Source organism: Qiania dongpingensis (assembly GCF_014337195.1).
GTDB classification, from domain to species: Bacteria; Bacillota; Clostridia; order Lachnospirales; family Lachnospiraceae; genus Lientehia; species Lientehia dongpingensis.
On the sequence record NZ_CP060634.1, the window covers coordinates 288,281 to 311,845 of the forward strand.

Consider the following 23,565-nt stretch of genomic DNA (forward strand, 5'->3'; position numbering starts at 1 on the left):
ATCCTATTCTCTCGGAATGTCCAGGGCTTCCATCAGAAGCCGTTGGCGTTCCTCCATTAAAATCCTGTCTTTTTCCTCCATGTGGTCGTAGCCCATGAGATGAAGCATGCTGTGCGCCGTCAAAAAAGCCAGCTCCCTTGTGAGCGAATGGCCATATGCGGCCGCCTGCTCCCGAATCTTGTCCACAGAAAGAATGATGTCGCCCAACAGAAGTTCCCCTGTTTCCGGATTGAAGCAATCAAACGCACTCTCTTCCTCCAGAAAGTCAAAATCCGCCGGCGAGTCATATTCCGCCATGGGAAAAGACAATACATCCGTCGTCTTATCAATCCCCCGGAATTCCCGGTTGATCCTCCGTACCTCTTCTGCGTCCGTAAGCGTCACGCTGACCTCGCTCTCATAGGGGCAGGACTCCTGTATGAGAGCAGCATCCACCACGCGCCTTACGATATCCTCATAAGGAATCTCAAAAGGCTCGCGTGCTTCATATGAAATATCGCAGGTCATCTGTTTCCTCCCGGCCTTCTCGCCTTTCCTCCCGACGGGCTTTTGCTTTCGTATGCCTCATAAGCCTGTACGATTTTCTGCACCAGAGGATGTCTCACAATATCCTTGCTGCTCAGGCGTATAAAAGAAATCTCCTCAATCTTTCGGAGCACCTTCACCGCCATATCCAATCCGGAAGGCCCGTCCCCTGAAAGGTCACGCTGACTCATATCCCCGGTCACGATGACCTTGGAGCCGAATCCAATCCTGGTAAGGAACATCTTCATCTGTGCCGGAGTCGTATTCTGCGCTTCATCCAGGATGATATACGCATTATCCAGAGTCCTGCCTCTCATGTAAGCCAGAGGAGCTACCTCAATGAGTCCCTTTTCCGCGTTGTGCAGGTAGCTGTCGGCCCCCATGATCTCATAAAGAGCATCATAAAGCGGGCGCAGATAGGGGTCTATCTTGCTCTGCAGGTCTCCCGGAAGGAAACCCAGTTTTTCTCCCGCTTCTATGGCCGGCCGAGTCAGGATGATCCTGCCGACTTCATTGTTCTTAAAAGCTTGGATCGCCATGGCCATAGCCAGATATGTCTTTCCGGTGCCGGCCGGCCCAAGACCGAATACGATCATTTTTTCCCGTATGGCGTCCACGTATTCTTTTTGTCCGATGGTTTTTGGTTTCACCGGTTTTCCGGACATCGTCCTGCAGATCAGATCCCGGTCGATTTCCAGGATCTTGCCGTCTTTTTCTTCAAACGTCAGGGATAACGCATAATCCACATTTTGTTCTGTAATGATATTGCCTCGTTTTGAAAGCTCGATCAGATTTCCGAAGACGCTGCTGGCCCTTGTCACCATCTGCTCCGGACCTATGACCTTGATGCATCCATCTCTGGACACCATAGTCACACGAAGAGTCCGCTCGATCTTTTTCAGATAAGCGTCAAACTGGCCGCAGACATTCCGTTCATGTTCCGCAGGAATGTCGATCATCGTTTCCACAATACCCATGCTTTCTTCTGTCTCCTTCTATTTGCTATTTCTTATTCTAACATTTTTTTCCGTAAATAGAACCCCTTTTCCAAAAAAAGTTATTCCTCTGTAAGTGCGATGGCTTCCGTAGCGTGAATCGTACCGGTCACGTCGCAGGTATCTGTCCCCACCGAAACCTGATAAGAAGCCTCCTCCACCTTCACATCTGCGGCCTCCAGATTTTCACAATATGCACGAAACCGTTTTTCTGCCTGCTCTTTTGCAGCAGTCTCTGAATATACTCCTTCGGCATCCCGGTATTCCCTGGCAGTCACAGTTCCCCATCCTACCGGAAGATAAAAGTTTCCCCAAAGGTGTACCTGACTGTAAGTGTCCACCTCATCCGACTTCTCATAAGTATTCTTACCTCCCGGCACATAATGGCGGCTTCCGAACAGCCACAGATAGCGGCGTACCTTTTTCTGCCCCGTATAATACTGTTTGGGATATGTCAGAGAAAAACTGTCCTTATAGAGATAAGTCGTGCTGGCAATAACATCGCCGTCAGCCTTTACTCCCCCGGTCTTCAAAAGATTTCCGCCCTCATCCTTGATCTCCACGATTCCGGAGATCAGAATCTGCCCGGGCTCCACCGTGTCCCCCACATGGACAGCCGGAGTCCCGGTCCTGGTGATCATGGAAAGAATGATTCCTCCTCTGCTGGCCGTCACGTCACGGCCCAGAGCCGAGGTATCCGGCACCTCCTGGCCGGTCAGAGACTCTGCCTCTTCCTTTTCTTCCTCTTGTCCGGTATCGGCCGCCGCTTCCAGCACCTGGTTCTCCTTAATCCGGATGATCAGACGGTTTCCGGATATCTCCGCGGACACCCAGGTAATATCGTTATAGTGATTCCGGATATCTTTTTCAATATCCTCACATACGATCCCCGCCTTCTTCATTCCATGCACATAGCCCTTCGACTCCAGAAAATGAAGAAGAGTGATGTCCGTGTATTTGGTATTTCCCTCCATGCGGATGTCCCAAATAAATAACGAAGAAGCGTACAGAAGGCCCGTACAGACTAGGATTCCCACATAAAAAGCCAGCCGCTTCCTGCTTCTCCTCAGAAAAAAAGGAAGCCCTCTTTTTTCCTTTATCAGAAGCTTCACCTGTGCTTTCCTGGAGAGCTTCCTGGCCTCATAAAAATCGCCGGCAGCTATGCAAAACCGGTATCCGTTTCCGTCCCGTTCAATCCTTGTAAGCGAGATTCCATGAAAACCGCATAAATTAAAAAAACGTTCAGGGCTTCCACCTTCCGCTCTGACCGTTAAGCTTCCGTTCCACTGCCCACGTCTATTCATAAATGATCTCACGAATCCTTCCTTCGATTTTCATGGCCTCCCGGTTGAAATAGGAGATCACCAGATCACATCCGGTGATCTTTATTCTGCACATACCGCTTAAGACCCGTATACACTCGGGCCCGTACTCCAGGATTCCTTTATGGTTCTCGATGGTAAGCTCCCTGCATCCGAGAGCAGTGATGACGGCGGCCCCCAGACATAAGTCCTGCGGAAGCTCCAGGGCCGACACCAAAGATTCCATCCCTTTTTTCATCGGCGCCCCTCTTTTCTTTTACATTTCAGTTTATGAAAAAGAGACAAAAAAAAGAACCATTGAGGTACAATGGCTCTTTTTTGTCTGCACAATTAATTGTATTTACGTTTTCTTGCGGCTTCAGACTTCTTCTTGCGACGAACGCTGGGTTTTTCGTAATGTTCTCTTTTACGAATCTCCTGCTGAATGCCGGCCTTCGCACAGTTTCTTTTGAATCTGCGTAAGGCACTATCTAAACTTTCATTGTCTTTCACAATAACGTTTGACATAGACTCACACCTAACCTCCCTCCAGTTGTGTATTGTGCATAATACAACTGTTTGGGTATATTTTTCGCACTACCTTTAGTATATCATAAAATCCGTTTTCGTCAATACCTATTTTACTTGTTCTGCGACAACTTCCAGTGTTTTTTTCAGCGCTTCCTCTATGCCCGCGGGATTCTTTCCGCCAGCCTGAGCCATACCGGGACGTCCGCCGCCTCCGCCGCCGACACAGGATGCGATCGCTTTTATAAGATTTCCGGCATGAGCGCCTTTCTTCTGTGCTTCTTCCGTCGCCGTCGCCATCAGGCTGACCTTGCCTGCGTTTTCAGAAATGATGACTACCACGCCTTCACCAATCTTCTCCTTCAGCTGATCGCCCAGACCCCTGAGTCCGTTCATGTCCACATCCTTTACCTGGACAGCCAGGACTTTAACGCCGTTTATCTCCGTAACCTGGTTCATCACGTCGCCTACGGCTTCATTGGCCAGCTTGCTTTTGAGCTTTTCATTTTCAGAATGAAGGGTTTTTATTTCCTCCTGCAGGGCCTCGATTTTCTTGATAAGCCCTGACGGCTCCGCTTTGGCAGCCTTTGCGGCCGCGTGGAGCTCGGCCTCCAGATCCTTATAATAACGGAATACTCCTTTTCCCGTAAGAGCCTCAATTCTCCTGACTCCGGCGGCAATACCCGCCTCGGAAATAATCTTAAACGTGGTAATGGACGCGGTGTTCGCCACATGAGTTCCGCCGCAGAGCTCCTTCGAGAAATCTCCCATGGACACCACCCGGACCGTATCCCCATACTTCTCGCCGAACAATGCCATCGCTCCGGCTTTCTTGGCGTCCTCAATACTCATGATATCCGTCTGTACAGGAATCGAAGCCAAAATCTCTTCATTTACGATTTCTTCTACCTTCTCGATTTCTTCGGGAGTCATGGCTGAAAAATGAGTGAAGTCAAACCGGAGCCTGTCAGCCGCCACAAAAGAACCAGCCTGTTCCACATGAGAACCAAGCACCATACGCAGGGCCTTTTGAAGAAGATGGGTCGCGCTGTGGTTTTTACAGGTCTCTGTACGGTTCTCTCCGTCCACCTTCATGGACACCTGACTTCCCACCTGGAGCATCCCTTTTGACACATGGCCCACATGGCCCACTTTTCCGCCCTGAAGCTTTATGACGTCTTCCACGATAAACTCGGCGTCACCGGTACACAGGATACCGGTATCCGCTTTTTGTCCGCCCATGGTGGCATAAAAAGGAGTCCTGTCTGTGATCACCGTGCCGGCCTGACCGTCCGTCAGAGCTTGAACAATCTCATCCGACGTAGTAAGAGCCGTTATCCGTCCGGTATCACAAAGCGTCTCGTATCCGGTGAATTCTGTAGTGAGCTCCGCGTCAAGACCCTGATAGATATCTTCACGCCCCATATAATTGCTTTTTTTCCTGGAGCTTCTGGCCATTTCCCGCTGGACCTCCATGGCCTTTATAAACCCATCTTCATCCACGGAAAAGCCTTTTTCTTCCAGAATCTCTCTGGTCAGGTCCAGAGGGAATCCATAAGTGTCATAGAGGCGGAAGGCATCTTCTCCCTCAAGCACTGTTTTTCCTTCTTCTCTGAGCCTGCTTTCCAGTTCTGCCAGGATGCTCAGGCCCTGGTCGATGGTCTTATCGAATTTGTCCTCTTCTTCTGTAAGGACCTTGAAGATCATCTCTTTCTTTTCATCCAGCTCCGGATAGCCGTCCTTGGACAGTTCAATGACTGTTTCGCTCAGTCTGGCCAGGAATTTCCCTTCGATCCCAAGAAGCCTCCCATGACGGGACGCACGGCGCAGAAGTCTCCTCAGCACGTAACCCCGGCCTTCATTGGAAGGCATGATGCCGTCAGAGATCATAAAGGTACAGGAGCGGACGTGATCCGTGATCAGACGGAGCGACACATCTTTTTCCTCATTCTCCATATAAGAAATCCCGGCAAGCTCCGCCACCTTATCCAGCAAAGCCTTAATGGTATCCACGGCAAATATGGAATCCACATCCTGAACCACTACCGCGAGACGTTCCAGGCCCATCCCGGTATCAATATTCTTATAGTCCAGAGGAGTATAGTTGTTATGGCCGTCATTGTTGAACTGGGTGAAAACGTTATTCCAAACCTCCATATACCGGTCACATTCACAGCCTACGGTACATCCCGGCCTGCCACAGCCATACTTTTCCCCTCTGTCATAATAAATCTCAGAACAGGGACCACAGGGCCCCGCTCCGTGCTCCCAAAAGTTATCCTCTTTCCCGAATTTAAAGATTCGGTCCGCCGGAATGCCAATTTCCTTATTCCAAATCTCAAAGGCTTCATCATCCTCCAGATATACGGAAGGATACAGGCGGTCAGCGTCCAGCCCTACCACTTTTGTCAAGAATTCCCAGGACCACGCGATGGCTTCATGCTTAAAATAATCTCCAAAAGAAAAATTTCCCAGCATCTCAAAAAACGTGCCGTGGCGGGCCGTTTTCCCAACATTTTCAATATCTCCTGTACGGATACATTTCTGGCAGGTAGTCACCCGTTTTCGGGGCGGTATCTCCTGTCCTGTAAAATAGGGCTTGAGCGGTGCCATGCCCGAATTGATCAACAGCAGACTGTTGTCATTATGGGGCACCAGAGAAAAGCTCTTCATTATCAAATGCCCTTTGCTTTCAAAAAACTCAAGAAACATCCGCCTGAGCTGATTTACGCCGTACTTTTCCACGATCATTCCTCCATGTGTTTCATTCTGTCTTTATTTTTTAGCCGGGTCTTCATTCACCTTGGCATCTTTGTGTTTCCTCAGCTTAATCCCGCACATGATACCGCCAAATGCTACCGCGCCCAAAAATACAAATTTTACTGCGGTCTGATACAGTACTGAAAAAAACGCTCCCATGGAAAACCCTCCATTTCTGATTTCAATCTATACGTTACCCTTCTATTTTAACCTGATGATACGCTTTTTTACCTTTTCTTATGAGCAGGGCGCCGTCCTTTAAATCGGCACTGGTAAATTCCCGGTCAATGGCCGTCACCTTTTCGCCGTTAACCGTCACTCCGCCCTGGGTGATCAATCTCCGCCCTTCCGACCGGGTGGGCACCAGCCTCGTATCCACAAGCAGGGTGATCAGATCCTTCCCTTCATCCAGCTCCGCCTTCTTGTACACGGTGGTAGGCATGTCCTCACTCATGCCGCCACGGGCGAAAAGCTCCTTCGCTGCTTCCTGAGCCTTTTCCGCTTCTTTTTCACCGTGAACAATCTTGGTGATCTCATAGGCCAGCACTTCTTTCGCGCGGTTGATTTCCGCACCCTCTAGAGCCCCCAGCCGCCTCACTTCATCCATGGGAAGGAAAGTAAGAAGCCCGAGACATTCTTCTACCTTTGCGTCCTCAATGTTCCTCCAGTACTGGTAAAATTCATAAGGAGAGGTCTTGGCCGGATCCAGCCACACGGCTCCCTTCATGGTCTTCCCCATCTTAATGCCTTCACTGGTAGTGAGAAGCTTAAATGTGAGGCCATATGCGGGCTTACTCTCCTTTCTGCGTATGAGTTCTACGCCTCCTATGATATTGGACCACTGGTCATTGCCGCCCATCTGCAGCCTGCATCCATGCTTCCGGTTCAGCACCAGGAAATCATAGGACTGCATGACCATATAATTGAATTCGAAAAATGTCAGGCCTTTTTCCATCCTCTGCTTATAACACTCCGCGGTCAGCATTTTATTCACGCTGAAGTGAGCACCTACATCCCGTAGGAAATCCACATAATTCAGATTTAAAAGCCAGTCGGCATTATTTTCAATGATCGCACCGTCATTGTCAAAGCTTATGAAACGGGACAGCTGGTTATAAAAACATTCGGCATTGTGCGCGATCGTCTCCTTCGTCATGACCTTACGCATATCCGATTTGCCGCTCGGATCGCCAACCATGGTGGTCCCGCCGCCCAGAAGCGCAATGGGGCGGTGTCCCGCCTTCTGCATATGCATCATGGCCATGATGGTCAGAAAATGTCCGGCCGTCAGACTGTCGGCCGTAGCATCGAAACCGATGTAAAACGTCACCCGTTCTTTCCCAAGCATCTCACGGATTTCATCCGCGTTGGTCGCCTGTTCTATGAAACCGCGTTCTACCAGGGTGTCGTACACATTTTGAGACATCTATTATCTCCTCCTTGTAAAATCGTCCATATTTTTACTCATTATCATATCGTATCACAAACCGCTTTTTTCTGCAAGAATAAAGTGGAAAAGGACGCTGTCAAGCGCCCTCGTCTGTCAAAAGATTGTCTCCGTCCGCGGCGGCCGTCGCCAGACAGTCGCATCTTTCATTTTCCGGATGTCCTGCATGCCCCTTCACCCATCGGAAGGATACCTCATGCGGTTCCTTGGCTTTCAAAAGCCGTTTCCACAAATCTACGTTCTTTACCGGTTCGTTCTTTCCGCGCTTCCATCCCTTCCGAATCCATCCGTCCAGCCAGTGCTCTGTGAATGCCTTCACCACATAGGCCGAATCGGAAACAATCTCCACCTCACACGGCCTGTTTAAGGCCTCCAGGCCCGCAATGACTCCCATGAGTTCCATCCGGTTATTCGTAGTCTTCTTATATCCTGCGGACAATTCCTTCTCATGAAGCACGCCGCTGCCGTCCACATATTGGAGAACGGCTCCATAGCCTCCAGGCCCGTCGGGATTTCCCCTGGCCGAGCCGTCCGTATATATCGTCACCTTCATATTCATCCTATTTAAGACTCCATTCCCCGGTTTTTACAAACCGCTCCGCCATAGCCTGAGCATTTTCGATGATCCTGCCGTCATATCCCATGATACTCAAAAGCCGAATCGCATTTCTGGTCTCCGCCCTGCCCGGATACAGCTTGTACGAAAACAGTACATCATTATCTTCAATCTGCTCTTCAAAATGATAGTTGGCATATAGATCGCAAAGAAGCTTCGTCAGCTCGATGTCATGGGTAGCGGCAAAGCAGAGAACATTTTTCCCCGCCATGCTCTCCAGGATCTTAGTTGATGCTGAAATCCGCTCCACCGTATTGGTGCCCCGCAGGACCTCATCGATAAAACAGAGTACCGGTATCTCATCTCCAATGGTATCCAGTATCCGCTTGAGGGATTTTATCTCCACCATATAATAGCTCTCTTTGGTCTCCAGGCTGTCGCTCAAAGCCATGGAGGAATACACCTTGCAAAAATCCGTTTCATAATATCTTGCCGAAACCGTGTATATGGTCTGTGCCAGAATGGCGTTTATCCCGATGGTCTTAAGAAATGTGGATTTGCCGGAGGCATTGGAGCCGGTCACCAGCACCGGCTTGTCCGTCCTTATGGTATTCGGTACGGCATTCTCCACCAGCGGATGGTAGATTTCCTGACAGCAAAGTGTTCCAGCAGACTTTCTGTGGAAAACCGGTTCACAAAAGGTGCCCAGAAACTCCCGGTAGGATCCGATACAGAGTCCCAGTTCCAGGCGTCCCATGGTTTCCATAAGGAGCTCCAGCTCCGCTCCTTTATTTTTTACCACTTTTGTGATCCTGTGGAACATCAGAAGATCCAGATGTGTCATCATACACAGGTAGTCCATGGCAGCTTCCATGAGGGAACCTCCCACTCCTGATTTGGTGGACAGAATCCAGGACTGACTCCTGACCGGCTTAAGGCCTTTACAAGTCTCCCTGAGATTTTCCTGATAAGGCTCCAGAACCTCTGCTTTTACGTCAATACGGTTCAGCCTGATGCCGTATTCCACCAGGTCCGCTACCTCGGACATACATTGGAAATAGACATCCATATCCCCTTTATACTTATAGTAAGTGATGACATTGAATATGATCGCACACAGCAGGATTCCGACGCCATAAGCCGGACGAATCCCGAAGGAGCCGACGGCGCCGATCAAAAGCAGTATTGCCAGCACATGGGGCCATGCCGCTGTTTTTGGCATCTCTTTCAGCTTATGGACATAATCCGCAAGCGCGATTCTTTTTTTTCTCCCCATCTGCGCGAAGCAGACTGCGTACTGTTCCCGTGCAGAAACATTGGCGCGGAAATAATCAGCCAGCTCCGAACGGCGCTTAAGAACCTTCTCATCAAATTCCGGCGTACGGAGCGCCCAGTACAGGTATTCTTCTCCGATTGCCGATCCAGTCGTATTTAAAAGGAGAAAAATATCATCCATTCCCATGTCGTTCCATGTGATATCGTCGATGGAAAACCGTTCTCCCTTATGCTGTTCATAGTAATGGGAGATCTTGTCAAATTCTTCCAGTGTATATTCCCGGTCTGAAACCTTTCCCCACTGTTCCTTCACCTTCTGACATATATTCCGATAGTTTGCTTTTCTGGATACAAAATACTGTACCAACAGGATCAGAAGCACCCCGGCAATAATGCCAATATAAATCATAGTCTGTTCATCCATTCTGTCATCCTCTTGTGATTCTCTGTCAAAGCTATGAAAGATGCACATCCCGGCCTGCGGCGGTATTGGAATCGGCCGGCGCCGCCGGATCTATGCACCCTCGTTTCTCTCTGCGGTCATCAGAACAAGTATAAAAGCTTCCCGTCTGAAAGTCAACAATCAGATGATGATACAGATCATGCCGCCATTGCTGTCGTTGATGATCTTCTGGAGGGTTTCCTGAAGCTTCAGCTGACAGGAGTCAGTCATCTGAGCCACCTTTGTCTGAATGCCGTCTGTGACGATCTGTTCTATGGATTTCCCAAAAATACTGGTATTCCATACGCCGTCGTCATTCTCCTGGCTGTTCTCCCGGATATAAGCGATCAGATCCTCCGCCTGTTTCTCATCTCCTACGATGGGAGCAATCTCTGTTTCTATGGAAGCCCGGATCAGGTTAATGGAAGGAGCCTGAGCGTGTATCTTGACTCCAAATTTATTCCCGTGCTTAATGACCTCAGGATCATCCAGAAGAATCTCACTCCGCTCCGGCATGATGACTCCATATCCTTTTTGCCGGACAGCGTCCATGGCATTCTTCATCTTGTCATATTCTCCTTTGGTTTTGGCGAACTGCTTCAAAATCCCCATCAGCTGATATTCCCCGCCGATTGGCACGCCGGTGTAATCGCTCAGTATCTGATAATAGACTCCATCGTCTACCATTACATCGAGAGAAACCTTCCCATCGGACAGATCGGCGCGCCGGAGCTGTACCCTCTTAATGGGGGAATCATCTCCCTGGATATATTCCGACAGCAGGTCCTTCATATATGTAATTCCACCCATCATCTCCTTCACGATGCCCAGAATCCTTTCCTTCAGCCAGTGGGTGGCAGGCAGGATCTCTGCCCATTTCGGCATATAGAAATCCAATTCCGATACCGGGAATTCATTCAGCACCTCTTCCAGTATCCTGGTAATATCGTCTTTTTTAAGCTGCTCGCAGTTGACCGGGAGCACCTGAACCTGGTATTCCTCCGACAGCTTCGCTGCCAGCCCTTTAGCTTCATCAGAATAGGGCATCATGGTATTCAGAAGCATAACAAAAGGTTTACCGATCTCCCTAAGCTCATCGATGGTCTGTTTCTCTGCTTCTATGTATCCGGCCCTGGGAATCTCTCCAAAGGAACCGTCGGTGGTGATGACAATACCGATGGTGGAATGTTCCTTAATTACCTTTTCCGTCCCGATGGCCGCCGCCTGGGTAAAGGGGATCTCATAATCGAACCAGGGCGTTTTTACCATCCGCTCTTCTTCGTTCTCTATATGCCCGCTTGCCCCGTCCACCATAAAGCCTACACAGTCGATCAGCCGCACCTTTACATCCACGTCATTTCCCACCTGGATAGCCGCCGCTTCTTTCGGTATAAATTTCGGTTCCGTCGTCATGATGGTCTTTCCGGCCGCTGACTGCGGCAGTTCATCCTGTGCCCTGCTCTTTTCGTGGGCATCCTTGATATTCGGCAGCACTAGAAGATCCATAAATCTTTTAATAAAAGTAGATTTACCCGTCCGTACCGGCCCCACCACTCCCACATAGATCTCTCCGCCCGTTCTTGCCTGGATGTCCTTGTATACATGAAAATTGTCCATAAAAAATCCCTCCTGTATATGCTGATAAAGTATATGCAGAAGGGATTTCCCATTATTCCCTTTAATTATGAAATTTGTACTCGTCCGACCCGTTCCGTCCGGACAATACAGACCCAGGTCTTTCCCTGGTTCAGCTTGATCTCGTTGCCCTGCGAATCATAATAATGGGTCACGCCCCATTCTCCGTCCTTTTTCCAGGTGACCGGTATCACTTTTCCGTCGGTGATAAACTGTCCTACGCCTTCCCCCTGTACAAAAATATTCAGATAATCCGTATCAAAATAATGTTCATAGTCACACACCTGGATGATGATATTTTTGCAGGTCAGCTGTTCGTCATTGCCAGCGTCCACATGAGGCCCCTCGAACTGATAGCGGTAATAAAGACTGTCCTCGGCATTGTATTCAAACCAAGGCTTATTGGAAATGTATTCCACAGATACCCGGCTTGCAGGCGACGCATCAGGCATGGACGGCGTTTCTCCGTCCGCCGCAAACTGATAATGGCCCGTATAGCTTTCCGGATACTGGTTATCGTATCCCATCCGTTCTATAGCGTACTTAATCTCTTCGCCCGATGTAAAGTGGTGATGAGGCTTTTCACGGCCCTCCATGCTGTGGTAAGCCCACTCGCTGGCCCCTGTCACACCGTTCACGCAGTCGCACTGGCCGCCTTCCAGATAAGGCCTTGCATATTCGCACTGTCCATAGTGGAAAAAGATAGACTCAAATTCCTTTTGAAAGAACGCATGGTAAGTTCTGGCACTCCGGATGGAGCCTATCTCCTTCAGATCGTCATACTGTTCAAAAAAGGCCACAAAACGCACGGCGCTGGCCTCTGCGGGCGCTTCATATATCACATCCGCCGCGCTCAATCCATAGCTTGGCTGGGCTGCTTTTACATTGCTGATCATCACGGCGGCCGGCCGTCTCCGGCCAATCTGCTCCGGCACCCATTGGCCCGTCAGATAGCTCCTGACCATCCCCTCCGGGACCGCTTCTGTCTCCGGCTCTGTCTCTGCCGTTTCCGTGACAGCCGACGTTTCCGGAACAGTTGCCGCAGCTTTTTCCGTTTCAGTCGCTTTCGCAGTCTCCTCCTGCTTCTTTCCGCAGCCGGCCAAAAGCATCAGAATAACAAACAAAGATACTCCCATTTGAAGCTTTCTTTTTCTAAGTTTTTTCATATACATTCCCGCCTCCCCCATATAGAATTCAGACTTTCCTTAAACTCAGCATTGATGTATATCAATTGTATCATATCCAGTACTTTACCGCAATTTTCTTTTCCATGGATTCCCATAAAAATCTCTTGCTTCTTTTCCTGTTCTGTGGTATGCTGGGTTGCGGCATATGACAAGACAGTTGTATTTATTTATTTTACATAAGTATTGTCTGGGAGAGCAAAACAAAGTATGAGAAAGGCGGTAACACTTATGAAAAAATGGCTGAACCGGCTGTTCATCGACGGCCTCAGCGGCATGGCCACTGGCCTCTTTTCCACATTGATCGTCGGAACCATCATCCAGCAGATCGGAAACTTGATCGGCGGGCCCGTGGGGAACTTTCTGTTCTTCTTCGGCAAAATGGCTGCGGCTCTGACCGGCGCAGGCATTGGCTGCGGCGTAGCATGCAAATTTAAAGAAAGTCCCCTGGTAGTCCTTTCCGCGGCCACCAGCGGCATGGTCGGCGCTTTCGCCAGCCAGATCATCGCAGGAAAGGTGCTTGTTGACGGGAGCATCGTCCTGACCGGCCCCGGAGAACCTCTCGGCGCGTTTATCGCCGCATATGTGGGAATTGAGATCGGGCACCTGATCGCGGGCAAAACGAAGCTGGACATTGTCCTGACTCCGATTGTCTGTATCACCGCCGGTTCCGCCGTCGGCCTTGTCCTCAGCCCTCCCATCTCCGCTTTCATGACCTCTTTAGGAGCGCTGATTAATTGGGGAACCGAGCAGCAGCCTTTCCTCATGGGCATCATTGTATCCGTCCTGATGGGGATGATCCTCACCCTGCCCATCAGCTCAGCAGCCCTCGGCGTATCCCTGAGTCTGGCCGGCCTGTCAGCGGGTGCCGCCACAGTCGGGTGCTGCGCCAACATGGTAGGCTTCGCGGTAGCCAGTTATAAAGAAAACAAAATGGGCGGACTGCTGGCACAGGGCATCGGCACCAGTATGCTCCAGGTTCCCAATATCGTCAGAAAACCGGTCATTTGGCTGCCGGCCATCATCAGCAGCGCCATATTAGGGCCTCTGTCCACCATGGTCTTTCATATGACCAATAACCCCGTCGGCTCAGGAATGGGGACTGCCGGCCTGGTGGGACAGATCATGACTTTCCAGACCATGGCAGCCGCAGAGGGCGCCGCCGTCGTGCTCCTTAAAATCGCACTGCTCCATTTCCTTCTGCCCGGTATCCTTGCCTATCTGATATCCTGGTTCATGAGAAAAAAGAACTGGATCAAGGACGGCGATATGAAGCTGGACGTTTGATCACATTGAATACGGCAAAACCGGCCTGCGCTATATACACAGGCCGGTTTTCTGGTTCACAGATGTCTTTTCATATCCATGGCAGCCGCATAAGCCAGGAACCGCTCGCTTCTTTTCTCCATGTCCTCCGCGCTGACGCCAAAATACCGATAAATATCGGCAGCCGCTTTATTTGCTTCGTCCCATCTGCTTTCCGCGGAAAACGAAACCGACATACGCTGGCGCACCGCCTCTGTTTCCACGTTTAATTCCCCGTATACCTTTCCGTCTTCCTTCAAGTGAATCCGATACCTCTCATATTTCATGGGAAGTGCACTGGAGGGAACCAGCTCTGCCTCCCGGTTCCGTTTCTCCATCTGGCTGATATATGCCTCCAGCTCTGCTTTTCCCGGATGCCTTCCAAGAGGCGCAGGCTTCGGAGTCTTTACGAGCTCCGGACATTCGTCAAGCACCAGGCTTCCCCACATGCACCGTCTGGCCATCTCATAAGAACGGGAATTCGGATCCTGCTTCTCTGCTCCATATTTCTCAATCAGATACTTTTCCAATTCTTCAACGGTGTGAGTGCCCGGTTCTGTATCACGGCAAAGAAACTCCAGCTGCCTTTCCCATTTCTCTCTCGCTTTTCCTTTATTCCTGCTCTTTCCCGCCAGGAAAACGGCAGTCGGCCCGTCGCTGCCTCCAATAATGGACACCGCCGCACTCTTTTTTTCGGCAAATACCGTCTTTTTCCGCCCCGTGCCCTCTGGAATGCTGTTTGACTCCCCCTGGCGGATAAGCCTCTCATTCAAAGCCTTCATCCAGTTTTTATCCACCTTTGCAATTTCCCTGTCGTAGGTCACTAATCCATTTATTTCATCTTCAATATCGGAAAGCTGGGTATATACCGTGGCGGAAATCCCTCTTTTTACAGAAGGAATCACGATTTTTTCCATGAGGCGCTTCAAACCATTCTTTAGTTCCTCCTCCGAATCAAACCGCTTATAGCCATATGCTTTTCCGCTGAGGCGGTATCCGTCTGCCTGCAGAGAATAGCCGCCAAACTCCGTAAGAGCTGCTGCCCGCTCCTCCTTTCGAAACACGAAAGGCAGAAAATAAGAATGGATACTTTTTATGTCTCCTCCGCCCTGGTCATACCAGCCGCTGGCCTGGTCTATGATGCGCGACTCATCAAGGCTCCGAATCTCCCCGGTGATCCCCTCTGCGTCAAACTGCCCCCATCCTTCATTGAACGGAACCCAGCAGACAATGCACGGATGGTTGTAAAGAGCCTTCACCGTTTCCCTGACCTCCCTGCGAAACTCCGCGCAGCCTTCCTTCTCCCTTCGGGAAAGAAGCCTCCGCCAGCAATCCTTCACGGAAATATGAAGATAGCTGAAAACGGTCGCCAGATAAGTGACAAACCATTGTCTGTATGAGCTCCCTCCGTTGACCATATCCTGCCAAACCAGCATTCCCAGCCTGTCACAATGATAGTACCATCTCTCCTGTTCTATCTTCACGTGTTTTCTCATCATCCGGAATCCCATGCCTTTTGCCAGCTCAATATCATGGATGAGCGCCTGGTCACATGGAGCCGTATAGAGACCGTCAGGCCAGTATCCCTGGTCAAGGACGCCCGTCTGAAAATAAGGGCGTTTATTCAGAAAGATCCTGGCGATTCCATTTTCGTCTCTTTTAACTTCACATCTTCGCATGGCAAAATAACTGAGCACAGAATCCTGCTCCGTTTTTATGAGCACTCCATAGAGAAAGGGATGCTCCGGTGACCAGCTCTCAAAATCCCCAAGGCCGATGGTCCACTCCCTGCTTCCAGAAGCCATGATTCTAACTTTATGCTCTTCCCATTCTCCCTCAGGCAAAGCTCCGTGTTCCGAAAATCCCGTTACAAGTGCGTCGGAAAACGGTTTTAAGACTGTTATCTGCACCGGGACCGTTCTCCTGGTCCCCACCTTGATTTTAACCAGCCCTTCCTCATAGTCCGTGCGGATCCGGACATAGCGGACAGAATCTTCCGGTACGGCTTCCAGCCAGACCGGCTGCCAGATACCACTTTGAGCCGTATAAAACATGCCGCCGCAGGCGATTTTCTGCTTCCCTCTGCTGTGCCATGAGGCATCGCTTACATCCTTCACTTTAAGCAGTATCTCGTTTTCTGCCTCCCGACTGCAAAAATCCGTGATATCCAATGTGAACGGCAGATATCCTCCCACATGATTTCCTGCTTCTTTCCCATTGACGTATACCGTACAGGACTGGTCCACTGCTCCAAAATGGAGGAGCAGACGGCCGGCTTCATATTTTTGCAGCAGATCTCCAGCCGAAAAAAATCTCCGGTACCAGAGCCACTCTTCCGGCATAAGCTGCCGGTTCACCCCGGACAGAGGCGCTTCTGGAGAAAAAGGAACAAGAATCTGTCCTTCATATGCGTCCGGTATATTCTCATCTTCTGTGAACTTATATTCCCAGAAGCCGTTCAGATTCATCCAGCCGTTTCGCACCAGAGAAGGCCTGGGATATTCCCTCCAGACATGATCGGGGGTAACGGAATCACTCCACCTCGTCTTCAATCCTTCCATTCACTTTCTGCCTCTCTTGTCTCCTGATTCTGCCTCCGCTTCTTTATTCGCAGGGATATACCACGCCCCACGAAGCTCTAAGCTCATCCATCCATTCCATGATTCGTATGGTCTCAGAATGGGGCATTTGAGGGCATTCGACCGCGCCGTTTTTAAGTGCCTCCTGGCAGGCCAGTACTTCATATTCATATCCGTTTATCTGTTCCGGAACCTTATATTCTGCTTTCAGCTCCCGGTCCAGGCCATATACACGGATGTATTCACAGTTGTTGATGTTCTGAACCTTTATGTATCCCTTATCGCCGTTTATGATCCCTTCTCTATCGCTCTGGACTGACATTCCACTGTAAAGATAAGCCATCCTGCCGTCCTCATAGGTCAGAATAATGCTGTTCTGTTCGTCCACGCCGGCGTCTGTCAAGACGGCTGCCGAGGCCATCGTCTTTATGTCGTCTCCAAAGACCATGGAGGCGAAATTCAGGGTATAGACTCCCACGTCAAGAAGCGCGCCTCCGGCCAAAGCCGGATCCTTTAACCGCGGAACATGGTGGATGACATAACACAGATTGGCGCTGAGAGAACGTACCTTCCCGATGGCGCCGTCTGCGATGATCTCATCGATCATTTTTCGGCTGGGCATATAGCGGGTCCATATGGCCTCTGCCGCCAGAATCCCTTTTTCTTCTGAAAGGGCACAGATTTCCCTGGCCTGTGCGGCGTTTACGGTAAACGCTTTTTCGCATAAGACCGCTTTCCCATGATTCAGGCACAGCTTCATATGCTCATAATGATGGGAATGGGGTGTCGCCACATAAATCAGATCCACCTCTCCGTCGTTTACCAGCTCTTCATATGAGCCATACGCTTTTTTAATACCGTATTTATCTGCAAATGCCTTTGCCCGTGCATGATCCCTGGACGCTACGGCGTATGCCTCCACCTGTTTTCCACGAAGACCGCAGACCGCTTCCGCCATTTGATTGGCGATATTCCCCGCCCCCAAAATTCCCACTTTCATAGATAGCCTCCTTCCGTACCATGTGATGTACAAATCCTTCCATTATTTTAAAACAAAGGGGCCAGTATCCGCAGTACCGAATCCAGCAGACCTCCAAAGATTCCAGTCCGGCATTCCCTGAGGGAAACCGGCCTGCTCTTTCCTATGGTCTGGACAGCGTCCATCTTAAGATCCATCACCGCTTCTGTCCGATACATGAATGTTCCGCACTCAAAGTGCAGATACAGACTCCTGTAATCCATATTAATGGTTCCTACGACCGCAAATTCATCGTCGCATACATAGCTCTTCGCGTGGATAAAGCCCGGTGTATATTCGTATATCTTCACGCCTGCCCGGAGGAGCGGCGCGTAATTGGAACGGGTGAGCCGGAAGACCAGAGGCTTATCCGGTATCCCCGGAGTCACGATCCGCACATCCACTCCCCGCTTGGCTGCCAGGGAAAGGGCCGTCTTCATCTCATTATCCACGATCAAATACGGTGTGAAGATATAGCAGTAATGTCTCGCCTGGTTAAGAATCTCAATATAGACATTTTCCGCGACGGTCTCATTATCCAGAGGAGAATCTCCGAAGGGCTGCACATATCCGCTGCCTGCAAAAGCATTTGGATGATGGACATGAGTCTTATACTGTTCCAGGCTCCTGTCCTCCTTCCGGTAAGCGTTCCACATTTCCAGGAACATCAAAGTGAAATTCCAGACCGCTTCTCCCTTAAGCCGTACTCCCGTATCCTTCCAATGGCCGAACCGCTGCTTCAGGTTGATATATTCATCCGACAGATTGATTCCTCCGGTAAAAGCTGTATGGCCGTCTATCACCATGATCTTTCTGTGATCCCGGTGATTCATGACCATGGAAAGGAATGGAACGAATGGGTTGAACGCCATGCACTTAATCCCTTTTTTCTCCAGAATCTTTGCGTAGCTGCCGGGCAGCAGCGCCACACAGCCCATGTCGTCATAAATGAGCCGGACATCCACGCCCTGTGACACCTTACGCTCCAGGACCTCCAGAATCTTGTTCCACATGACGCCTTCTTCTATGATGAAGTACTCCATGAAAATATAATATTCCGCCTTCTCCAAGGCCTCCAGCATGTCTTTGAACATCAGCTCGCCTACAGGATAATATTTGGAGTCCGTGTCCTTATATATGGCATAATCGCTGGCATTTTTAAGATAAGTGCTGACGCCCGAGGCCCGTTCATCCAGCGCCCGTATTTCATCTATGGCCGTATCGTCACCCTGAAATTCCTTTTCCAGGCGTCTGTGTTCCAATTCCAGGCGCTTGCGCATCTTTTTAGATGGATTTTTATTTCCGAAGCAAAGATACAAAAGGCCGCCGAACAAGGGCAGACAAAGAATCAGGATGATCCAGGCAATTTTATACGCCGAGTTTTCATCTTTACCGATTATATAAAGCACGATCAGAACGCTGAGGACAGAAAATGCAATATTGATCCAAACGGAATAGTTGCCCAGCTTTAAAAGAAGGATTGCCATCCATACTACCTGAATGATCAGAAGCAGTCCTGTGATCAGAATTCTGTTGGTTATCAGCTTTTTGTATTTCATAAACACCTCTTTGCCCCCGATGATATCATTTCTTTTCCCAGCATTTTATGGTATTATAATGGCAGTCAAGAAAGGGAGGCTTTATATGCCAAATTGTCTAGTGATCGGCTCTGCCGCAGCCGATGTCATCATACGGATTCCACATCTTCCCTCTACCGGAGAAGATATTCATATCATAAGTCAGGAAATGTCTCTGGGCGGATGTGCCTGGAACGTCTTTCATACGATCCGGCTGTTCCAGATTCCGGCGGTCTTATTTTCTCCCATAGGGACAGGAGTCTACGGAGACTTCATACGCAGTGAGCTTGCCGCACGGAATGTCTCTGTTCCCATCCCATCCCCCGAGGAAAAAAACGGATGCTGCTACTGCTTCGTAGAAGACAGCGGGGAACGGACCTTTCTTTCCCACCGCGGCGCCGAATACCGGTTCCGGGAGGAATGGTTCCAGCTTCTCCCAAAAAACTGCCGGGACTATACTTACGTGTGCGGCCTGGAAATAGAAGAATCCACAGGAGAAACTATCCTGCGCTATTTGGAAGCAGCTCCCGGCCTTCAGATATTTTTCGCTCCGGGGCCCCGAATCTGCCAGATTGAACAAGACAAGTTGAACCGCCTTTTCGCCCTGCGCCCCGTCCTTCACCTGAACGAGACAGAAGCGCTGTCCTATACCGGAAAAGAAACGGTGGAACAGGCGGCTCAGACGCTTCACACCCTCACCGGAAACATCGTGATCGTCACGCTGGGAGAAAACGGCGCTTATTACAATGAAGGGACCTCCTGCGGATATGTACCCCCGGTACAGACAGATACCGTGACAGACACCATAGGCGCCGGAGACGCGCATATCGGAGCCGTCATGGCCTGTCTGGCAATGGGACTTTCCCTGAAAGAATCCATCCGGACTGCCAACCGGGTTTCCGCGGCGGTCGTCGGGACAAGGGGAGCTTGTCTCTCCAAAGAGGCATTTGACGCCCTCTGTGTCCCGGCTCCGCAAAGTCTTCCTATTCCGTAAAGGAAACGGCTGTTTCCAATGCCACCTGCATCATATTGGTGAATCCCACCTGGCGTTCTTTCGCCGGAAGGGATTCTCCTGTCACAATGGAATCGGATACCGTAAAGATCCCCAGCGCCCGGACCCCAGCCCGGTTTGCATTGCAGTAGAGCGCATAGCTTTCCATCTCAATGGACAAAATCCCCATCTTCGCCCATTCCTTCCATTCAGGAGTTTCCGTGTAAAAAAGATCAGAGGAAAGAATATTTCCTTCCACATGGGAAAATCCGTGTTCGGATGCCGACTGCACGGCTCTTGCAAGCAACTCATAGGAAGCTGTCGCAGAATAAGTCCCAGGCAGTTTATACTGGTGGGCATAACCTCCGTCGGTGCTGGCTCCCATGGCCATCACGATATCTCCCACCCGCACATGTTCCTGAACGCTTCCACAAGATCCCACCCGGATCAGATTCTTCACGCCATAAAAATGAATCAGTTCATAAGAATATATCCCTATGGACGGACAGCCCATGCCAGTTCCCATGACCGATACCCGTTTTCCCTGATAGTTTCCCGTAAATCCCAGCATATTCCGCACGGAGTTGAATTCCTCCACATCCTCCAGAAAATTCTCTGCAATGAATTTCGCTCTCAGCGGATCGCCCGGCAACAGGATACTTTCCGCTATTTCACCTGTCTCCGCCTGATTGTGAGGGGTCGCCATTTTCCATACCTCCTGTTTTCTGTTTTTACCAGTTTACCACATTTAGTAGAAGATTACCAGGAACCATACCGATTATTTCCCTCTCAGAATATCCAAAAGCCAGTCCGAATCCGGAACCGGCAAAGCCTCGCTGACTGCCAGCTGTTCCATGATTCCCTGGACGCTGCACCAAAAAGCCAGTGACAAAGCCATGGCGTCTCCCTTTCGGATGCTTCCCTGCATCTGTCCCAGCCGAATCAGCTCAGCTGAGAACTCTATGGTATTTTCATTCCTAGCCAACCTCCGTATTTTCTCAGGGGCGCCGTCTCCTCTTTGCGCCTGTGCCGTCAAAACAAATAATTTTGCCGCCTGCGGTTTCTCCTTTACAAGAGAAAAAAGCTTTACTGTATAATTTTGAAAAAAAGCCAGAGGTGAAGAAAAATCCATTTCAAACGGCAAGCTCTTTCCATCCAGCCCCATTTTGATCAGCTCTTCATAAAGATTTTCTTTGGAGTCAAAATAATGAAACAAAAGACCAGAGCTCATCCCCGCAGCCTTCGCGATATCCTCAATCTTTGTAGCGGAATACCCTTTAGACGAAAACTGGTCAACAGCCGCCCAAATGATTGCTTCTTTTCTCTTTTCCTTCTGTTCGGACCTCAGACCCATTGATTTTCCTCATCTTTTCGTTAAATTATATTTCATTGAATATATATTTAATAAAATAGAATCATATATTTCCCATCTTGTCAATCGGAAATAGGGTCGTCTACAGCCGCAGGCCCTTGATATCCTTGATCCGGGACAGAATCGTATCACAGGTGATATTCAGAATCCCGGGAAGGGTATCCATTTCCTGCCGGATCAGGCGTTCCATCTCCTCCTGCCCTGCCGCGACTGCGTGTACATGAAGCTTGCTCCTGCCGGTCACACGATAAATCTGCGTGATGGATTCATTCCCATTCAGACGATCTATGACATCCTGGAGACAGGCAGGTTCTGTCTCAATTTCAAAATAACAGGACACGGCTCCGCTTATTTTCTGAGGATTGATGACAGTCGTATATTCTTCTATGATCCCTTTGTCCTCCAGGGCACTTATCCTGGCCTTCACCGCCACACGGGAGATACCGGTCTTCTCTCCGATATCGGAATAAGAAAGTCTTGCGTTTTCAATCAGAAGTGTCAGGATTTTCTGGTCCAGATCGTCTAACCCACTCAAAAACATATCGCCACCTCGTTTTTCTGTATTTTTTCTTTTAGTTTACTAGATTCTCACCCTTTTCGCAACAAAAAGAAATAATAATATTGACATAAAGTAAAATATGTCCTAAAATCAATACGAAACGAAATTTATAAATTTCTATTTGTCTTGGAGGAGTCATGAAGAAGGACCTTACACACGGTAATATCACATCAACCATGCTGCGCTTTGCGCTCCCTATGATACTGGGCAATCTTCTGCAGCAGCTTTACAATATAGCAGATACTCTTATTGTAGGACAGTTCCTGGGTTCCAATGCCCTGGCAGCCGTAGGCTCTTCTTACACGCTCATGACCTTCCTTACTTCTATCCTGATGGGGCTCTGTATGGGCAGCGGCGTCGTCTTCTCTACTCGTTATGGAGAAAGAGATATGGATCGTCTGAAATCCAGCCTTTTCGTTTCTTTTATATTGATAGCAGCCTGTACACTTTTTCTCAATATCGCCGTTTTTATATGGATAGACCCGATCATGCGGCTGCTCCAAATTCCTCCCGAAATTTATCCTCTCATGAGAAGCTATCTATGGATCATATTCATTGGAATCAGCGCGACATTCCTCTATAATTTTTATGCCTCTCTCCTTCGTTCCATCGGAAATTCCATGGTACCGCTTTTGTTTCTCGGCATTTCCGCAGGGCTTAATATCATTTTAGACCTGGTATTTGTCCTCTCATTCCATTGGGGAGTCGCAGGAGCTGCCATTGCAACCGTCCTGTCGCAGTTTGTCTCCGGCATAGGTATTCTTCTGTATACCCTGATCCGCGTTCCGGAATTCCGGATACAAAAAAAGAACCGAACGTTTAAAAAAGAATATTTAACAGAAATCGCACAGTTTTCCTTCCTGACTTGTCTGCAGCAGTCCATTATGAATTTCGGCATCCTCATGGTACAGGGCCTGATCAACAGCTTTGGTCCCGTTGTGATGGCTGCCTTTGCAGCCGCTGTTAAAATTGACTCTTTTGCATACATGCCGGTGCAGGATTTTGGGAATGCCTTCTCCACGTTTATCGCGCAGAACTTCGGAGCTCATGAAACAAAACGGATTCAAAAAGGTATCCGAAGCGCCATGCTGGTATCTCTTCTGTTCTGTCTGGCGATCACGACTGCTGTCTGCATATTTGCCCGGCCGCTCATGTTGATTTTTGTCCAGCCGCATGAGACTGAGATTCTCTCCATTGGAGTACAGTATCTGAGAATAGAAGGAGCCTTTTACTGTGGCATTGGCTGCTTGTTCTTACTCTATGGCCTTTACCGGGCCGTCCAGAAGCCGGGAATGTCCGTCATCCTCACTGTCGTATCCCTGGGTACCCGTGTCGCGCTGGCCTATGCTCTCTCTGCCATTCCTTCCGTCGGAGTGATTGGAATATGGGTATCTGTACCCGCCGGATGGCTTCTGGCGGACGCGATTGGGCTGGTGTATTACCGAATACATAGAAAAACTCTGCTTAAGGCAAGCATTCCACAGCGATAATCCCACAAAATATATCAAAATACCAA

The 23,565-nt window shown here is 49.5% G+C and carries 21 protein-coding genes; 3 read left to right on the plus strand and 18 right to left on the minus strand.

The annotated features are described in order from the left end of the window. Positions 1 to 3: 3 nt before the first annotated feature. The 12 genes from ybeY to H9Q78_RS01385 all read right to left on the minus strand — a co-directional run bounded on the left by ybeY (position 4) and on the right by H9Q78_RS01385 (position 12,630). Positions 4 to 507, minus strand: a complete 504-nt coding sequence (gene ybeY, locus H9Q78_RS01330) for an rRNA maturation RNase YbeY (protein WP_249303136.1) — start codon at positions 505 to 507, stop codon at positions 4 to 6. Beyond that, positions 504 to 1,502, minus strand: a complete 999-nt coding sequence (locus H9Q78_RS01335) for a PhoH family protein (RefSeq protein ID WP_249303137.1) — start codon at positions 1,500 to 1,502, stop codon at positions 504 to 506. Before H9Q78_RS01335 ends, ybeY begins: the two co-directional genes overlap by 4 nt. Before the next feature lie 80 nt (positions 1,503 to 1,582). Beyond that, positions 1,583 to 2,824: a sporulation protein YqfD gene (locus H9Q78_RS01340; RefSeq protein WP_249303138.1), complete on the minus strand. Its 1,242-nt coding sequence runs from the start codon at positions 2,822 to 2,824 to the stop codon at positions 1,583 to 1,585. Then, on the minus strand, positions 2,817 to 3,080 hold the full coding sequence (locus H9Q78_RS01345; RefSeq protein WP_249303139.1) for a YabP/YqfC family sporulation protein: 264 nt from the start codon (positions 3,078 to 3,080) through the stop codon (positions 2,817 to 2,819). Before H9Q78_RS01345 ends, H9Q78_RS01340 begins: the two co-directional genes overlap by 8 nt. A 92-nt stretch (positions 3,081 to 3,172) precedes the next feature. After that, positions 3,173 to 3,349 carry a 30S ribosomal protein S21 gene (gene rpsU / locus H9Q78_RS01350; protein WP_003504099.1) on the minus strand — a complete coding sequence of 59 codons (177 nt, stop codon included), beginning with the start codon at positions 3,347 to 3,349 and terminating at the stop codon, positions 3,173 to 3,175. 108 nt (positions 3,350 to 3,457) lie between these two features. Next, positions 3,458 to 6,100 (minus strand): alanine--tRNA ligase, encoded by a 2,643-nt coding sequence (alaS, locus tag H9Q78_RS01355; protein ID WP_249303141.1) that lies wholly within the window; start codon positions 6,098 to 6,100, stop codon positions 3,458 to 3,460. Between the two features lie 24 nt (positions 6,101 to 6,124). After that, complete coding sequence (locus H9Q78_RS01360; protein WP_249303143.1) at positions 6,125 to 6,268, minus strand: hypothetical protein; 144 nt, start codon at positions 6,266 to 6,268, stop codon at positions 6,125 to 6,127. A 34-nt stretch (positions 6,269 to 6,302) separates the two neighbouring features. Then, complete coding sequence (tyrS, locus tag H9Q78_RS01365; protein WP_249303145.1) at positions 6,303 to 7,535, minus strand: tyrosine--tRNA ligase; 1,233 nt, start codon at positions 7,533 to 7,535, stop codon at positions 6,303 to 6,305. Between the two features lie 100 nt (positions 7,536 to 7,635). Then, positions 7,636 to 8,109 carry a ribonuclease HI gene (rnhA, locus tag H9Q78_RS01370; protein WP_249303147.1) on the minus strand — a complete coding sequence of 158 codons (474 nt, stop codon included), beginning with the start codon at positions 8,107 to 8,109 and terminating at the stop codon, positions 7,636 to 7,638. A gap of 7 nt (positions 8,110 to 8,116) precedes the next feature. Continuing rightward, positions 8,117 to 9,811: a MutS-related protein gene (locus H9Q78_RS01375; protein WP_249303149.1), complete on the minus strand. Its 1,695-nt coding sequence runs from the start codon at positions 9,809 to 9,811 to the stop codon at positions 8,117 to 8,119. Between the two features lie 159 nt (positions 9,812 to 9,970). Further along, the gene (gene spoIVA, locus H9Q78_RS01380) at positions 9,971 to 11,446 is read right to left on the minus strand and encodes a stage IV sporulation protein A (protein WP_249303150.1); all 1,476 of its coding nucleotides are present in this window, start codon (positions 11,444 to 11,446) and stop codon (positions 9,971 to 9,973) included. A 65-nt stretch (positions 11,447 to 11,511) separates the two neighbouring features. Further along, a complete protein-coding gene (locus tag H9Q78_RS01385; RefSeq protein ID WP_249303151.1) occupies positions 11,512 to 12,630 on the minus strand; it encodes a DUF3048 domain-containing protein in 1,119 nt (372 codons plus the stop codon). 249 nt (positions 12,631 to 12,879) lie between these two features. Here H9Q78_RS01385 and H9Q78_RS01390 point away from each other — a divergent pair, with 249 nt between their 5' ends. After that, a complete protein-coding gene (locus H9Q78_RS01390) occupies positions 12,880 to 13,935 on the plus strand; it encodes a PTS transporter subunit IIC (RefSeq protein WP_249303155.1) in 1,056 nt (351 codons plus the stop codon). 56 nt (positions 13,936 to 13,991) lie between these two features. Here the strand turns inward: H9Q78_RS01390 and H9Q78_RS01395 are convergent, their stop codons facing one another. Genes H9Q78_RS01395 through cls form a run of 3 tightly spaced genes read right to left on the minus strand, consistent with a single transcriptional unit; the run spans position 13,992 to position 19,109 of the window. After that, on the minus strand, positions 13,992 to 16,514 hold the full coding sequence (locus H9Q78_RS01395) for a glycoside hydrolase family 2 protein (protein WP_330595205.1): 2,523 nt from the start codon (positions 16,512 to 16,514) through the stop codon (positions 13,992 to 13,994). A gap of 43 nt (positions 16,515 to 16,557) precedes the next feature. Further along, on the minus strand, positions 16,558 to 17,532 hold the full coding sequence (locus H9Q78_RS01400) for a Gfo/Idh/MocA family protein (RefSeq protein WP_249303157.1): 975 nt from the start codon (positions 17,530 to 17,532) through the stop codon (positions 16,558 to 16,560). A gap of 47 nt (positions 17,533 to 17,579) precedes the next feature. Continuing rightward, positions 17,580 to 19,109: a cardiolipin synthase gene (cls, locus tag H9Q78_RS01405; protein ID WP_249303159.1), complete on the minus strand. Its 1,530-nt coding sequence runs from the start codon at positions 19,107 to 19,109 to the stop codon at positions 17,580 to 17,582. 85 nt (positions 19,110 to 19,194) lie between these two features. On the opposite strand from cls, the gene H9Q78_RS01410 reads away from it, so the two are divergent. Continuing rightward, positions 19,195 to 20,121, plus strand: coding sequence for a carbohydrate kinase family protein (locus H9Q78_RS01410; protein WP_249303161.1), 927 nt, complete (start codon positions 19,195 to 19,197; stop codon positions 20,119 to 20,121). On the opposite strand, the gene deoD is transcribed toward H9Q78_RS01410, so the two are convergent. The 3 genes from deoD to H9Q78_RS01425 form a co-directional block, all read right to left on the minus strand. Then, positions 20,111 to 20,824: a purine-nucleoside phosphorylase gene (gene deoD, locus H9Q78_RS01415; RefSeq protein WP_249303163.1), complete on the minus strand. Its 714-nt coding sequence runs from the start codon at positions 20,822 to 20,824 to the stop codon at positions 20,111 to 20,113. The genes H9Q78_RS01410 and deoD overlap by 11 nt on opposite strands. Before the next feature lie 72 nt (positions 20,825 to 20,896). Beyond that, positions 20,897 to 21,472: a TetR/AcrR family transcriptional regulator gene (locus H9Q78_RS01420; RefSeq protein WP_249303165.1), complete on the minus strand. Its 576-nt coding sequence runs from the start codon at positions 21,470 to 21,472 to the stop codon at positions 20,897 to 20,899. 100 nt (positions 21,473 to 21,572) lie between these two features. Then, complete coding sequence (locus tag H9Q78_RS01425; RefSeq protein ID WP_249303166.1) at positions 21,573 to 22,031, minus strand: Lrp/AsnC family transcriptional regulator; 459 nt, start codon at positions 22,029 to 22,031, stop codon at positions 21,573 to 21,575. 155 nt (positions 22,032 to 22,186) lie between these two features. On the opposite strand from H9Q78_RS01425, the gene H9Q78_RS01430 reads away from it, so the two are divergent. Further along, a complete protein-coding gene (locus H9Q78_RS01430; protein ID WP_249303167.1) occupies positions 22,187 to 23,539 on the plus strand; it encodes an MATE family efflux transporter in 1,353 nt (450 codons plus the stop codon). The last annotated feature ends 26 nt before the right edge of the window (positions 23,540 to 23,565 follow it).